The 13,006-nt window shown below is 69.0% G+C and carries 14 protein-coding genes; 9 read left to right on the top strand and 5 right to left on the bottom strand.

Annotation, left to right across the window (positions count from 1 at the left end; genetic code table 11):
- The first annotated feature begins 63 nt into the window (after positions 1–63).
- From ACIPV5_RS03465 to ACIPV5_RS03455, 3 genes are all read left to right on the top strand, one after another.
- Positions 64–441, top strand: coding sequence for a YciI family protein (locus tag ACIPV5_RS03465; protein WP_053098451.1), 378 nt, complete (start codon positions 64–66; stop codon positions 439–441).
- Entirely contained in the window at positions 438–1,625 is a 1,188-nt protein-coding gene (locus ACIPV5_RS03460; protein ID WP_400339758.1) for an RNA polymerase sigma factor, read from the top strand. Before ACIPV5_RS03465 ends, ACIPV5_RS03460 begins: the two co-directional genes overlap by 4 nt.
- A gap of 162 nt (positions 1,626–1,787) precedes the next feature.
- A complete protein-coding gene (locus ACIPV5_RS03455) occupies positions 1,788–3,317 on the top strand; it encodes a glycosyltransferase family 2 protein (protein ID WP_400339756.1) in 1,530 nt (509 codons plus the stop codon).
- Positions 3,318–3,323: 6 nt separating this feature from the next.
- Here ACIPV5_RS03455 and map read toward each other — a convergent pair whose 3' ends face one another.
- Positions 3,324–4,094: a type I methionyl aminopeptidase gene (gene map, locus ACIPV5_RS03450; protein ID WP_187249009.1), complete on the bottom strand. Its 771-nt coding sequence runs from the start codon at positions 4,092–4,094 to the stop codon at positions 3,324–3,326.
- 78 nt (positions 4,095–4,172) lie between these two features.
- Here map and ACIPV5_RS03445 point away from each other — a divergent pair, with 78 nt between their 5' ends.
- The gene (locus ACIPV5_RS03445) at positions 4,173–4,451 is read left to right on the top strand and encodes a helix-turn-helix domain-containing protein (RefSeq protein WP_056277652.1); all 279 of its coding nucleotides are present in this window, start codon (positions 4,173–4,175) and stop codon (positions 4,449–4,451) included.
- A 1-nt stretch (position 4,452) separates the two neighbouring features.
- Positions 4,453–5,211, top strand: a complete 759-nt coding sequence (locus ACIPV5_RS03440; protein ID WP_400339754.1) for an SDR family NAD(P)-dependent oxidoreductase — start codon at positions 4,453–4,455, stop codon at positions 5,209–5,211.
- A 31-nt stretch (positions 5,212–5,242) separates the two neighbouring features.
- Here the strand turns inward: ACIPV5_RS03440 and ACIPV5_RS03435 are convergent, their stop codons facing one another.
- Complete coding sequence (locus ACIPV5_RS03435) at positions 5,243–5,548, bottom strand: helix-turn-helix transcriptional regulator (protein ID WP_053098447.1); 306 nt, start codon at positions 5,546–5,548, stop codon at positions 5,243–5,245.
- A gap of 85 nt (positions 5,549–5,633) precedes the next feature.
- On the opposite strand from ACIPV5_RS03435, the gene ACIPV5_RS03430 reads away from it, so the two are divergent.
- The 3 genes from ACIPV5_RS03430 to ACIPV5_RS03420 all read left to right on the top strand — a co-directional run bounded on the left by ACIPV5_RS03430 (position 5,634) and on the right by ACIPV5_RS03420 (position 8,383).
- Entirely contained in the window at positions 5,634–6,848 is a 1,215-nt protein-coding gene (locus ACIPV5_RS03430) for an MFS transporter (protein WP_285363704.1), read from the top strand.
- A gap of 843 nt (positions 6,849–7,691) precedes the next feature.
- Complete coding sequence (locus tag ACIPV5_RS03425) at positions 7,692–8,180, top strand: DUF2975 domain-containing protein (protein ID WP_400339751.1); 489 nt, start codon at positions 7,692–7,694, stop codon at positions 8,178–8,180.
- On the top strand, positions 8,180–8,383 hold the full coding sequence (locus ACIPV5_RS03420; protein WP_042540715.1) for a helix-turn-helix transcriptional regulator: 204 nt from the start codon (positions 8,180–8,182) through the stop codon (positions 8,381–8,383). Before ACIPV5_RS03425 ends, ACIPV5_RS03420 begins: the two co-directional genes overlap by 1 nt.
- Before the next feature lie 330 nt (positions 8,384–8,713).
- On the opposite strand, the gene panB is transcribed toward ACIPV5_RS03420, so the two are convergent.
- From panB to ACIPV5_RS03405, 3 genes are read right to left on the bottom strand one after another with little or no spacing between them, the layout of a single operon-like run.
- Positions 8,714–9,583, bottom strand: coding sequence for a 3-methyl-2-oxobutanoate hydroxymethyltransferase (gene panB, locus ACIPV5_RS03415; RefSeq protein ID WP_053098442.1), 870 nt, complete (start codon positions 9,581–9,583; stop codon positions 8,714–8,716).
- Positions 9,580–10,446, bottom strand: coding sequence for a pantoate--beta-alanine ligase (gene panC / locus ACIPV5_RS03410; RefSeq protein ID WP_400339747.1), 867 nt, complete (start codon positions 10,444–10,446; stop codon positions 9,580–9,582). Before panC ends, panB begins: the two co-directional genes overlap by 4 nt.
- Entirely contained in the window at positions 10,443–11,168 is a 726-nt protein-coding gene (locus ACIPV5_RS03405; RefSeq protein ID WP_400339746.1) for a DUF2520 domain-containing protein, read from the bottom strand. Before ACIPV5_RS03405 ends, panC begins: the two co-directional genes overlap by 4 nt.
- Positions 11,169–11,492: 324 nt before the next feature.
- On the opposite strand from ACIPV5_RS03405, the gene ACIPV5_RS03400 reads away from it, so the two are divergent.
- Positions 11,493–13,001, top strand: coding sequence for a SulP family inorganic anion transporter (locus ACIPV5_RS03400; RefSeq protein ID WP_400339744.1), 1,509 nt, complete (start codon positions 11,493–11,495; stop codon positions 12,999–13,001).
- Positions 13,002–13,006 lie beyond the last annotated feature (5 nt).

Below are 13,006 nucleotides of genomic sequence, written 5' to 3'. Positions count from 1 at the left end.
GATCGGCCTGCTGCTCGAACGTCATCTCTCTGTACGCTGACCGTCGAACAGTGAGGAAGAGACATGCGCTACACACTGCTGTTGCACTACGAAGAGCTCGATGCCGAGACTCTGGGCGCCGAGGCGCTCGCAGAAGGCCAGGCCGCATTCGCGAGCTACGCCGCCACCCTGCAGTCGGCAGGGGTGCTCGTCTCGGCCGAGGTTCTGCAGCCGTCGGCCGTCAGCACCACCGTTCGCGTGCGCGATGACGCGCTGCAGGTGCAGGACGGCCCGTTCGCCGACACGAAAGAGCAGCTCGGCGGCACGGTCGTCATCGACGTGCCCGACCTGGATGCCGCGATCGGATTCGCCCGCCAGGCCCCGCCGGCGTTCTGGGGTGCGGTCGAGATCCGCCCGGGTGCCGTGTTCACGGTCGACGGCGTCTGGACTCCGAACCGATGATCCCCGAGGGGGTCCGGGCCGCTGCAGAGAGTGCGGCGCGGACCTCCTACGGCCGGCTGGTCGCGCTGCTCGCGGCGCGGTCCGGCGACCTCGCGCTCGCCGAGGACTCCCTGTCGGGAGCGTTCGAAGAGGCGCTGCGGCGCTGGCCGGATGCCGGAGTGCCCGACAACCCGGAAGGGTGGTTGATGACCGTGGCGAGGAACAGGCTGCGCGACGTGTGGAAGTCGGCCGCGGCGACGGCATCCGCTCCCCTCGCCGAGGAGAGCGCTCGCGTCGATCCGCTCGCCGACCATGATCCGCTCGCGATCGGCGACAAGCGACTCGAACTGCTGTTCGTGTGCGCGCATCCGGCGATCGACCCGGCCGTGCGCGCGCCGCTCATGCTCCAGACCGTGCTCGGATTCGAGGCGGCCGAGGTCGCGCGCGCGTTCGCCGTTCCGGCGACGGCGATGGCACAGCGCCTGGTGCGGGCGAAGCGACGCATCAGAGATGCCCGCATCCCGTTCGCGATTCCGGACCGCCGCTCGATGCCCGAACGATTGCCCGCTGTGCTGGAGGCGGTCTACGGATGCGCCGCGCTCACCTGGCGCGGCGATGCCGAGTCGATGGCGGGCGAGGCGCAGTACCTGGCCGTCACTCTGGCGGGGCTTCTCGATGACGAGCCCGAGGCGTGGGGGCTGGCCGCCCTCACGACGCTGACTCTCGCGCGGCGCTCTCGCGAGTTCACCCCCCTCGACGAGCAGGATCCTCAGACCTGGGATGCGGCGCTGATCGCCGAGGGCGAGGCGTACCTGCGGCGAGCGCGGCCGACCGGTGCGCCGGGACGATTCCAGCTCGAGGCGGCGATCCAGGCGGTGCACTGCGATCGGCTGCGCACGGGGGCGACCGATTGGGACTCGCTGCGGATGCTGTATGCCGCGCTTCTCGCGGTCTCTCCGACCCTCGGTGCCCGGGTCGCGGCCGCCGTCGTCACTGCACGCATCGACGGAGCCGAGGCGGGCCTCGCCGCACTTCCGGCCCACGCAGAGGGATTCCAGCCGTACTGGGCGGCTCGGGCGGCGCTGCTCGCCGAGGCCGGACAGGATGCCGGTGAGGCCTACGCGCGGGCGATCGCGCTCGCCGACGACGACGGCGTCATCGGCTTCCTCCGTGGCCGCGCGGCGGCCCACGCACGATCCCACTGACACGCACAGCACGCACACGCCGCACGCACTGCACGCACACGGCGCACGCACTGCACGCACACGGCGCTGAAAGCAAGCCCCGTGCGCTCCATAGCCGACGATGTTTGACTGCCGTCGATGTCGTCTTCCCCTGCCGTTTCCCCACCGTCCACTTCGATCAGAGTGAGCGTCGTCGTTCCCGTGTTCCGTCCGGGAGCGGCATTCGACGAGCTCATCGCGTCTCTCGATCGGCAGACGCTCGATCGCGGCCGGTTCGAGGTGCTGCTCTGCGACGACGGCTCCGGTGAGGAGACGGCGGCTCGACTGGTCGAGATCGCGCGTGATCGTCCCTACGTGCGCGTCGCGTATCTGCCGCATTCAGGATGGCCGGGAACACCGCGCAACCACGGGATCGACGATGCGCGCGGCACGTACATCCAGTTCGTCGATCAGGACGACTGGCTCTACGACGGCGCCCTCGAGGCGCTCTGCGACTACGCCGACGAGCATGCATCCGATGTCGTGGTCGGCAGGGAGGTCGGCATCGGCCGGCGGCTTCCGAGTCGCATCTTCCGCCGCGACATCCCCCGTGCGCGCCTCGGCGAGGATCCGCTGCTCGAGATGCTGACGCCGCACAAGATGTTCCGCACCTCGTTCCTGCGCGAGAAGCGCATCCGATTCCCCGACGGCAAGGTGCGCCTCGAAGACCATCTGTTCGTGATGAGGGCGTACTTCGAGGCGTCGACGATCTCGATCCTCGCCAGCCGCCCCTGCTACGCGTGGGTCAAGCACGCGGGCAGTGCCAGTTCGTCGCGGATCGAACCCGAGACGTACTTCCCGCATCTCGAGGCCGTGCTCGATCTCGTCGAGCGGTACACCGAACCGGGGCGACTGCGCGACCGGCTGCTGCGGCACTGGTTCCGCGGCAAAATCCTCAAGAGGGTGTCGGGCAAGAAGTACGCCGGGTACCCCGAGGAGTATCGCCAGCGACTGCTCGACGTCGTCATCCCGCTCGCGCGACGGCGCTTCGGACCCGGCGTCGACGGGGGCCTGGCCTTTCCGAACCGCATCCGGGCCGCACTGCTGCGAGCCGATCGACGCGCCGACCTGCTGACGTTCGCGCGGTTCGAGGCCGAGCTCACCTGCCGGGCGGTGGTGACGTCGGCACGGTGGTCGCGGGGCGGAGGACTGTATCTGACCGTCGATGTCTCGATCACCCGCGACGGGCAGGACGCACTCGAGTTCGAGCCGGGCACGGGCGTCATGACGTCACTGCCGATCGCGATGGACGGCCTTCCGACCGGTCTTCTCGAAGCCAAGCGGGAGATGTCCAACGATCACGTCGAGCTGGTGTGGCGCGACAAGGCCGCGGCGATCGAGCGTCGCGTGGCGAACCTCCACCCACGCAGCCTCGACTCCCTCCGCATCGCGATCGACCCGCTGAAGGTGTTCCGGCCCGACGACGAGTCGCGCGGGGCGAAGCTCTTCGTGACCGTGCGACGGGCGGGGTGGACCTTCGACGTCCCCCTCCGAGCGGATGCTGCGACGCTCGCCGCCGCGGGACGCTCACCCCTGCTCGCCGGCCGCACGTGCACGCCGGTCGCGGGACGCGGCGGCGCCGTCGAGCTGCGCAGGCAGTACCCCGGCGGCCGGCTCAAGGATCTGGCCGGCCGCGCTGTGCGTCGGGTGCGGAGCGGCTCGCGCACGAAGTGACGAGGGTCAGCGCGGCAGCGTGAGCACCTCGGCCCCGGTCTCGGTGATGGCGATGGTGTGCTCGGTGTGGGCTGTGCGGCATCCGGTCGCACTGCGCAGCGTCCAGCCGTCGTCGTCGGTGACCAGCCGGTCGGTGTCGGCCATCACCCACGGTTCCAGTGCGAGCAGCAGGCCGGGGCGCAGTCTGTAGCCGCGGCCGGGGCGTCCGTCGTTCGCGACGTGCGGATCCTGGTGCATCGTCGAACCGATGCCATGGCCGCCGAACTCGAGATTGATCGGGTAGCCCGCGTCGCCGAGCACCGTGCCGATCGCGTGAGAGAGGTCGCCGATGCGCGCGCCGGGTCGGGCTGCGGCGATCGCGGCGGCCAGCGCACGCTCGGTCGCGTCGATCATGTCGAGGTCGGCGGATGCCGCACCGTCGCCGACCACGAAGCTGATGGCGGCATCCGCTGAGATCCCCCGGAGCGTGACGGCGAGGTCGAGAGTGAGAAGGTCGCCGTCGAGGAGGGCGTAGTCGTGCGGCATCCCGTGCAGCACCGCGTCGTTCACGGCAGTGCAGACGTAGTGGCCGAAGGGCCCCCGGCCGAAGGAGGGGGCGTAATCGACGTAGCAGGACTGCGCACCGGCATCCTCGATCATCTGCTTCGTCCAGCGGTCGAGGTCGAGCAGGTTCACCCCGACCGCGGCTCGCTCCTTGAGGGACTGGAGGATGCCGCCGACGAGGGCGCCCGCGTCTCGTGCACGAGCCAGTTCGTCGCGGTTCAGGATCTCGATCATGGGGTTCTCCACAGCTCGCCATCGGTCATTCCAATAACTATACCGGTAATACTATCCCGGTATTACAATGGGCTCATGATGGTTCGGATGCCCCTGACTCCCGCCGAGGTCGAGCGGGGCGAGCGCCTCGGCGCACTGCTGCGGCGAGCGCGCGGTGAGCGATCGATGCTGAGCGTCGCCCTCGAGGCGGGGGTCTCGCCCGAGACCCTGCGCAAGATCGAGTCGGGTCGCGTGGCGACCCCCGCCTTCTCGACCATCGCCGCGATCGCCGGCGTGCTCCACCTCTCGCTGGACTCGGTGTGGTCCGAGATCGAGCCGGCGGTGCATGCGGTCGGTCGCACGCAGGTCGCGTCCTGAGATGGCGCATGCGCTGATCACGGGCAGCTCGCGCGGCATCGGCCGCGCAGTGGCGCAGGCCTTCGCCCGACGGGGCGACCGGGTCGTCGTGCACTACGGCCGTGATCGCGCGTCCGCGGAAGAGACCCTCGCCTCGCTCGAAGGCTCGGACCATGCGATCGTGGGCGGCGACCTCGGGGATCCGGCGGAGGCGCAGCGCGTGGTCGAGGAGGGCATCACAGCCCTGGGTTCACTCGACATCCTGGTGAACAATGCAGCCGTGGCCCCGAGCGCGGCGAACGAGCATCGCGTCGACTCGACGACGTATTCCGAGTGGCAGCGCGCCTGGTCTGCCATGGCCTCGGTGAACCTGCTCGGCGCCTCGAACGTCACGATGCTCGTCGCTCAGCACATGATCGAGCGGGGCAGCGGCGGATCGATCGTCAACATCGGGTCACGCGGCGCGTTCCGCGGAGAGGCCGACCACCCCGCGTACGCCGCGACGAAGGCAGGACTGCACGCGTTCGGGCAATCGATGGCGCTGGTGCTCGCACCCCACGGCATCTCTGTGACCTCGGTCGCTCCGGGAATGGTGGCGACAGACCGGCAGACGGCGAAGCTCGAAGGAGAGCAGGGCGACAGCATCCGCGGTCAGAGTCCGTTCGGCCGGGTGGGCACGCCCGAAGAGGTGGCGGATGCCGTCGCCTATCTCACCTCGCCCACCGCGGTGTGGGCGTCGGGCACGGTGCTCGACCTGAACGGCGCGTCGTACTTCCGCTGAGGCGGTGGGCTCCCGCCTGCGCGGTTGCGGGTCACGAACGCAGCACGGACTCCAGCAGGCCGGGGAACAGTTCGTCGAGCTCTGCGCGTCGCAGCGTCAGCATCCGTCGCCGGCCGTTGGGCTCGTTGCGGATCACGCCCGCTTCGCGCAGCACCTTCATGAAATGCGACTTGGTGGACTTCGGCAGGTTCGGGTCGGTCGCGTGGCATTCGGCCATGTCGAGCGGGCCGTCGGCGAGCTGTCGCGCGATCGCCAGACGCTCGGGGTCGCTGAGGGCGAAGAGCACGTCGGTGAGCTGGATCTCGGATCGCTCGGGGTGCGGGAGTTCGCCTGGCATGGTTCGAGAATAGTTGAACAATCGCGGAATCGCGAGTACGCTCCGATAGTTCGATGAATCTCGAACCGATACCGCGGGAGCACTCATGACCACCACGTCACCGATCGACACGACCGCGACGGCACCTCGGATCCGTCGCCCGCGCTTCGGCTTCGCGCTGGCCGTTGTGACGCAGATCGCGATGATGATGGGCGCGAGTGCGCCGTCGCCGTTCTACCCCGTGCTCGCCGCAGAGATCGGATTCGACGCGATCGTCATCAGCGCCGTCTTCGCCGTCTACGCGGTCGCCCTGCTGCTCGCCCTGCTCACCGCAGGCTCGCTCTCCGACCATGTCGGGCGGCGACCGGTCGCGATCGGCGGTCTCCTGGTGCTCGCCGCGAGCATGGTGCTGTTCTGGCATGCCGATACGGTCGCCACGCTCATGCTCGCCCGCATCCTGCAGGGGGCGGCGAGTGGCGTGCTCATCGCAGCCCTCTCGGCCGCCGCGCTCGACCTCGCCCCCGGTGGCCGTTCGAGGGTCGCCGCACTGTGGAACGCGCTCAGCCCCGGAATCGGCCTCGCCCTCGGCGCGCTCGTCTCGGGCATCGCGCTGGACGTGACCGGACAGCCGCTGCTCGACGTCTTCGCACCCCTGACCGCCGTGTACATCGTGCTCGCGGGGCTCTTCTTCCTGGCACCCGAGACCGCTCCGCTGCGGCCGGGAGCACTCGCGTCGCTGAGCTTCCGACTGTCGGTGCCGGCCGGCATCCGCTCGGACTTCTGGCGCGGAGCCCCCGCGATCATCGCCGGCTGGGCGACGGGTGGGCTCTTCCTCTCACTCGGCGCGAACATCGTGCGCACCCAGCTCGGCGGTGAGGCGCACGTCTGGCAGGGACTCGCGGTCGCGATGCTGGCCGGCGTCGGCGCGGTCACCGCATTCCTCTTCCGCAACCGGCGCCCGCGCACCTCGGTGATCTTCGGCACCGCGGCCCTCGCCGTCGGCACTGCACTGTCGCTCTGGGCGCTCGCGACCGGGTCGCTTCCGTTCTACCTCGCCGCGACCGCCGTGACCGGCATGGGATTCGGCACCGCCTTCTCGGGAGTCGTCGCCTCACTCGCACCCCGCATCCCCCCGACCGACCGCGCCGACACGTTCGCCGTGATCTACCTGCTCGCCTACCTCGCCTTCGGCGTGCCCGCAGTCATCGCAGGGATGCTGGTCGGAGTCTTCGGACTCGGCGCCGTGTGCGTCGGGTACGGCGTCGCGGTCATCGCGCTCGCGCTCATCGCACTGGTGCTGCGGGTGCGTCGGGCGGAGTAGCGGCTCTCTGTTGGGTGGAGGTCTCTCGCGTCGGAGGGGATCTCTCGCTGCGGAGGAGATCTCTCGCTGCGGAGGAGATCTCTCGCTCCGAAGGACAGATGCCGCCGACACCTCCTTCGGTAGGCGCGATCTCCTTCCGAGCGCGCGCCGCCTCCGGCATCCACCCCCAGTACGAAGGAGATCTCTCGCCCCGAAGGACAGATGCCGCCGACACCTCCTTCGGTAGACGCGATCTCCTTCCGAGCGCGCGCTGCCCTCGGCATCCCACCGACTGTGAAGGAGCCCTCTCACTCCGAAGGACGGATGCCGGCGACACTTCCTTCGTTAGGCGTGATCTCCTTCCGAGCGCGCGCTGCCCCCGGCATCCCACCGACTGCGAAGGAGACCCCTCGCCTCGAAGGAAAGATGCCGCCAACACCTCCTTCGGTAGACGCGATCTCCTTCCGAGCGCGCGCCGCCTCCGGCATCCACCCCCACCGCGAGGGAAATCTCTTGCCTCGAAGGAGGTATGACGGCGACACCTCCTTCGGTAGCCGCGATCTCCTTCCGAGCGCGCGCTGCCCTCCCGCATCCACCCTCACTGCGAGGGAAATCTCTCGCCTCGAAGGAGGGATGTCGCCGATATCTCCTTCGGTAGGCGCGATCTCCTTCCGAGCGCGCCCGGCCCCGGCATCCGGAGCAAACCTGCGTAGCGGAGGAGATCTGCGCACCGGAGGACGAACTCGCGAAGTTGATCCTCCCTTCCGTAGATCTCCTCCGCATCGAACGCGCCCCGCACATCCACCTTGCCGAATCGAACGATTAACGATAGATTTCTGCTGTTGTTCGATGAGAGGTGGAGTCATGGCGAAGTCGACGATCATCGTGCTGCGGGTCGTGATCGCGCTGGCGCTGGTCGGATCCGTGGCCGTGCAGGCGCTCATCGTGCCGCTGCTGTGGCTCGACCTCGCCGAGGAAGAGCTGTGGGGACGGATCGCCTTCGTGTCGATCGTCGTCCTCGGGGTCGGCACTCTGCAGGTCTTCGGCGTCTGCGTGTGGTTGCTGCTCACGAAGGTGCGTCGCGGATCGATCTTCTCGACCTCGTCGTTCCGCTACATCGACGTGATCATCGGTGCGATCCTCGTGGCCGCGGCTCTTCTGTGGATCCTCGCGGCGATACTCGCTCCGGGCTCGGCAGCTCCGGGTCTCGTCGCGCTCATCGGCGGAGCCGGCGTGGTGCTCGCCGGCGTCGCCCTGCTGGTCGTGGTGATGAAGGCGCTGCTGCGGCAGGCGATCGACCGCGATGTCGAGGCGCAGGCGCTGCGGTCCGAGCTCGACAACGAGGTCATCTGATGCCCGTCGTCGTCGACATCGACGTGATGATGGCGCGACGCAAGATGGGTGTCGGCGAGCTGGCCGAGCGCATCGGGATCACGCCGACGAACCTGGCCGTGCTGAAGAACGGGCGGGCGAAAGCCGTGCGGTTCTCGACCCTCGACGCACTGTGCGAAGTGCTGGAATGCCAGCCCGGCGACATCCTGCGCTGGGAGGCGTGAGGGGACCTCTTTCGTCGCGGCACCCACGCACCCACACACACACACACACACACGCACCCACGCAACGGAGGAGTTCTGCGCTTCGGAAGGCCAGATCCCGGGATTCTCTCCTTCGGAAGCGCATTTCTCCTTCGCAGCGCGCGGGCCGCACGGCTGCGGCACCCCGCCACGACGGCCGCAGCGCACCTACGGTGCGGAGGAGAACAGCGCACCGGAGGATGGGATCGTCAATACGGCCCTCCGCATCGCAGATCTCCTCCGCATCGACGATGGCCAGCAAGAGAAGGACAGCACTGGATGCCGGGCGTCGAGCCCCCCGGAGGCCGACGCCTACCGCCGCGCGAGCAGGTCGCGCAGTCGCGCGGCCTCGCCCTCGGGCATCCCGTAGCCGTGCTCGGGCGCCGGGTACTGCCCGCCTCGCACCTCGTCGGCATAGGCCGCGACCCCCGCGATGGACACACCGCGCACATCGGCGTAGCGCTTGACGAACTTGGCGGCCCCGCCGGCGTAGATGCCGAGCAGGTCGTGGAAGACGAGCACCTGGCCGTCGGCATCCGCTCCGGCTCCGATGCCGATCAGCGGAATGCGCAGCAGGGGCGCGAGAGCGGCGGTGACCTCGGACGGCACTGCCTCGATCACGAGCAGCGAGACTCCGGCATCCTGCAGCGCGAGGGCGTCGTCGATCACGGCGAGCGCCGCCTCGGCGGTGCGTCCCTGGGCCCGGTATCCGCCGAGCGAGGTCGCGGTCTGCGGCGTGAGTCCGACATGGCCGACGACGGGGATGCCGGCATTCACGAGCGCTCGAGCACGGTCGACCGTGGTGCCGCCGCGCTCGATCTTGACCAGGTCGACGCCGGCCTCCTTGATGAAGCGCTGCGCGGTCGCGAGGGCGAGCTCATCCGACGCCTCGTACGAACCGAAGGGCAGGTCGCCGACGAGCAGTGGCTTCGTGAGTCCGCGCCGCACGGCTTTCGTCAGCATCAGCATCTCGTCGATCGTGACGGGCACGGTGCTGTCGTAGCCGAGCACGGTCATCGCGGCCGAATCGCCGACGAGCACCAGGTCGACGCCGGCCTCCTCGACGATCTGCGCACTCGGGAAGTCGTACGCGGTGACCATGACGATCGGCTCGCCGGCATGCTTCTTGGCGTCGAGATCGCGCAGGGTCAGTCGCTTCGTCGGGGCGGCGTGGGCGCTCATGGCGTGAACCCTCTCAGCAGGTGGTTGTCGATCAATCGGGCGGCGCCGACACGGGCGGCGACGAGCAGCAGGGCGTCGCGGTCGATGCGGGTGACGGGCTGAAGCGTCTCGGCATCCCGGAGTTCCAGGTACTCGACGTCGATTCCCGCCTCGGCGAGAACATCCCGGGCAGCGGACAGGATGCCATCGCCATCGCCGATACCGTCGCCGTCGCCCGAACGGTGCGCCGCATCCGCCGCGTCGAGCGCACGGTTCAGCGCGGTCGCCCGGGCGCGAGCATCCGCGTCGAGGTACACGTTGCGCGAGCTCATGGCGAGTCCGTCGGGTTCGCGGACGATGGGGCACGCCTCGATGCGCACATCGAGGTTCAGGTCACGCACGACCCGCCGGACGACGAGCACCTGCTGCGCGTCCTTCTGCCCGAAGTACGCGACGTCGGGCTGCACGATGCCGAACAGCTTCGTGACGACGGTCGCGACGCCGTCGAAGTGGTGGGGGCCGCGGCTCGCGCCGTCGAGCACCTCGGTGATGCCCGCCACGTGAATGTTCGTGGCGAAGCCGTCGGGGTAGATCTCGGCCGGCTCGGGGGCGAAGAGGATGTCGACGTCCTCCGCTTCAGCGAGCGCGGCGTCACGCGCTTCGTCGCGGGGGTAGGTGCTGAGGTCTTCGTTCGCGGCGAACTGGGTCGGATTGACGAAGAGCGAGACGACGACGAGGTCGTTCTGCGCCCTCGCCGCGCGCATGAGCGAGAGGTGCCCCTCGTGGAAGGCGCCCATGGTCGGGACGAGCCCGACAGTCCCGCCGTCAGCGCGGGCGTCTCGAACCGCGGTGCGCACCTCGGCGATCGTACGGAGGATTCTCATGACCGGGGCTTTCTGTCGGCGACCGCTCGGGTGGCGGCGGCGAGTGCGTCGAAGAGGTCGGCGAAGTCGGCGGATGCTGCGCGCTGCCGCGCGACGGTCGCCTCGTCGCCGCGAGCGATCGGACCGGTGAGGGCGGATGCCGCGCCGGATGCCACCCAGTTGTCGACCGTCTGCTGCACGAGCGGTGCGAGGTGGGCGCGATCCAGCCCGGAGGGAGCCGCGAGGCGCTCGGCGGCGTCGAGCACCGTGAGCACGAAGTTCGAGGCGAAGGATGCGGCCGCGTGATACGCCGCGCGGTGGGCGTCGTCGACGCGGAAGGGTGTCGCACCGAGCGCTGCGGCGAGCTGCTCGGCCACCGCGAGCGCCTCGGGTGTGCGGCCGTCGACCGCGACGCCGATTCCGCGGAAGACCTCGGGCGTCTCGGTGCCGGTGAAGGTCTGCAGCGGGTGGATGCTGAAGTCGACGTCGGCGAGCGGCGTCGCACCTGAGACGTGCGCGACGAGTCGAGCATGCGGTCGCGCGGCGAAGGCCACGGCTGCGATCGCCGAATCGGGAACGCAGAGCAGCGCGATATCGGCATCCGGCATCCGGTCGTCGCGACGAAGCGGGCCGAGGACGCCGAAGCCCGCTGCACGCAGGGCCCGGGCGAGAACGCCGCCGAGACGACCGGCGCCGACGATGGCGATGGTCGTGTCAGGGGCGAGAACAGGGGTGCTGTGCATGTCGATTCCCCGGCCGAGAAGGGCGGCGCGGATGGGATGAGTATCCGCCCGAGACCGGGTGCGCGCAAAATCTCGGAGCATCTTGACAATCCCAACGCGCCCAGCCCTTGTCATACTGCTGCACATAACACGCAGATACCTGCTCGCAATGACCTCGCGATCTCGCCACCCCCCCGCGACCCCGCCGATCGGGAGGGGATCCTCGATGCGGAGGGCCGATTCCCGGCATCCGCCCTCCGTACTGCAGAAATCCTCCGCATCGAGACCGAGGTCTTACGCTGGAACGTCTGCCCCATCCCCGGGCACCTTCTCTGGAGCATCCCCATGTCTGCACTCGCGGTCGACGATCGCGCCCACTATCGGGCGAATCCCACTGTCCTCCAGGCGCTGAAGAGTCCGCGGATGCTGACGCGCGAGGTGCTCGCGGGCCTGGTCGTGGGTCTCGCGCTGATCCCCGAGGCGATCGCGTTCTCGGTGATCGCGGGCGTCGACCCGAAGGTGGGGCTGTTCTCGTCGTTCATCATGGCGGTGTCGATCGCGTTCCTCGGCGGGCGCCCCGCGATGGTGACCGCGGCGACCGGAGCCGTCGCGCTCGTGATCGCACCGGTCGCTCCGACCTACGGGATGGACTACTTCATCGCGACCGTGATCCTCGCGGGCATCTTCCAGGTGCTCCTCGGGGTGCTGGGCGTCGCGAAGCTGATGCGATTCATCCCACGCAGCGTCATGGTCGGGTTCGTGAACGCGCTCGCCATCTTCGTGTTCAGCTCGCAGTTCCCGCAGCTGATCGACGTGCCGTGGCTGGTGTATCCGCTGGTCGCACTGGGGATCGTCGTGATGATCGTGATGCCCAGGATCATCAGGGTCGTGCCCGCGCCACTCGTGTCGGTGGTCATCGTGACCGGTGTCGTGCTGGCGTTCGCGATCACCGTGCCGACGGTCGGCGATCAGGGCGAGCTGCCGAAGAGCCTTCCCGAGCTGTTCATCCCGAACGTGCCGCTCACCTGGGAGACGTTCACGATCATCGCTCCGTTCGCCCTCGGGGTCGCGCTGGTCGGGCTCATGGAGTCACTGCTCACCGCCAAGCTCGTCGACGAGATCACCGACACCCACTCGAACAAGACGCGCGAGTCGTGGGCGCAGGGCGTGGCGAACATGCTCTCCGGAATCTTCGGCGGCATGGGCGGATGCGCGGTGATCGGCCAGACCATGATCGGCGTCAAGGCGTCCGGGGCGCGCACCCGCATCTCGACGTTCTGCGCCGGCATCTTCCTGTTCCTGCTGGTCGTCGTGTTCGGCGACTTCGTCGGCACGATCCCGATGGCCGCCCTCGTCGCCGTGATGATCATGGTCGCGATCGGCGCCTTCGACTGGCACAGCGTGAAGCCGTCGACCCTCAAGCGGATGCCGAAGAGCGAGACCTTCGTGATGGTGGCGACCGTCGTGCTCGTGCTCCTCACCCACAACCTCGCGGTCGGCGTCGTCGGCGGGGTGCTGGTCGCATCCGCGCTGTTCGTGCGGCGGGTGGCGCACTTCGTGTCGGTCGAGCGCTCGGTCGACCGCTCGGTCTCGGGCGACGTCGCGCGCTACGTCGTGAACGGCGAGCTGTTCTTCGCCTCGAGCAACGACCTGACCACCCTCTTCGAGTACCCCGACGACCCCGAGCATGTCGTGATCGACCTCTCGGGATCGCACATCTGGGATGCGTCGACCGTCGCCGCCCTGGATGCGATCGAGACGAAGTATGCAGCGCTCGGCAAGAGCGTCGAGATCGTCGGGATGAACGAGAGCAGTCAGCGGATGCGGGGACGGTTGACCGGCGGGTTCGAGTAGCGATC

The sequence above is a fragment of the Microbacterium sp. NPDC090014 genome, assembly GCF_044748285.1.
Classification (GTDB): domain Bacteria; phylum Actinomycetota; class Actinomycetes; order Actinomycetales; family Microbacteriaceae; genus Microbacterium.
The sequence above is the reverse complement of the archived record's forward strand: the minus strand, read 5'-3'. Positions and strand labels throughout refer to the sequence as shown.

Bases quoted from the DNA above. Each gene is read 5' to 3' on its own strand.
- ACIPV5_RS03465 (WP_053098451.1), top strand. From the start codon at position 64: ATGCGCTACACACTGCTGTTGCACTACGAAGAGCTCGATGCCGAGACT.
- ACIPV5_RS03460 (WP_400339758.1), top strand. From the start codon at position 438: ATGATCCCCGAGGGGGTCCGGGCCGCTGCAGAGAGTGCGGCGCGGACC.
- map (WP_187249009.1), bottom strand. From the start codon at position 4,094: ATGATCGAGATCCTGAACCGCGACGAACTGGCTCGTGCACGAGACGCG.
- ACIPV5_RS03445 (WP_056277652.1), top strand. From the start codon at position 4,173: ATGGTTCGGATGCCCCTGACTCCCGCCGAGGTCGAGCGGGGCGAGCGC.
- ACIPV5_RS03440 (WP_400339754.1), top strand. From the start codon at position 4,453: ATGGCGCATGCGCTGATCACGGGCAGCTCGCGCGGCATCGGCCGCGCA.
- ACIPV5_RS03435 (WP_053098447.1), bottom strand. From the start codon at position 5,548: ATGCCAGGCGAACTCCCGCACCCCGAGCGATCCGAGATCCAGCTCACC.
- ACIPV5_RS03430 (WP_285363704.1), top strand. From the start codon at position 5,634: ATGACCACCACGTCACCGATCGACACGACCGCGACGGCACCTCGGATC.
- ACIPV5_RS03425 (WP_400339751.1), top strand. From the start codon at position 7,692: ATGGCGAAGTCGACGATCATCGTGCTGCGGGTCGTGATCGCGCTGGCG.
- ACIPV5_RS03420 (WP_042540715.1), top strand. From the start codon at position 8,180: ATGCCCGTCGTCGTCGACATCGACGTGATGATGGCGCGACGCAAGATG.
- panB (WP_053098442.1), bottom strand. From the start codon at position 9,583: ATGAGCGCCCACGCCGCCCCGACGAAGCGACTGACCCTGCGCGATCTC.
- panC (WP_400339747.1), bottom strand. From the start codon at position 10,446: ATGAGAATCCTCCGTACGATCGCCGAGGTGCGCACCGCGGTTCGAGAC.
- ACIPV5_RS03405 (WP_400339746.1), bottom strand. From the start codon at position 11,168: ATGCACAGCACCCCTGTTCTCGCCCCTGACACGACCATCGCCATCGTC.
- ACIPV5_RS03400 (WP_400339744.1), top strand. From the start codon at position 11,493: ATGTCTGCACTCGCGGTCGACGATCGCGCCCACTATCGGGCGAATCCC.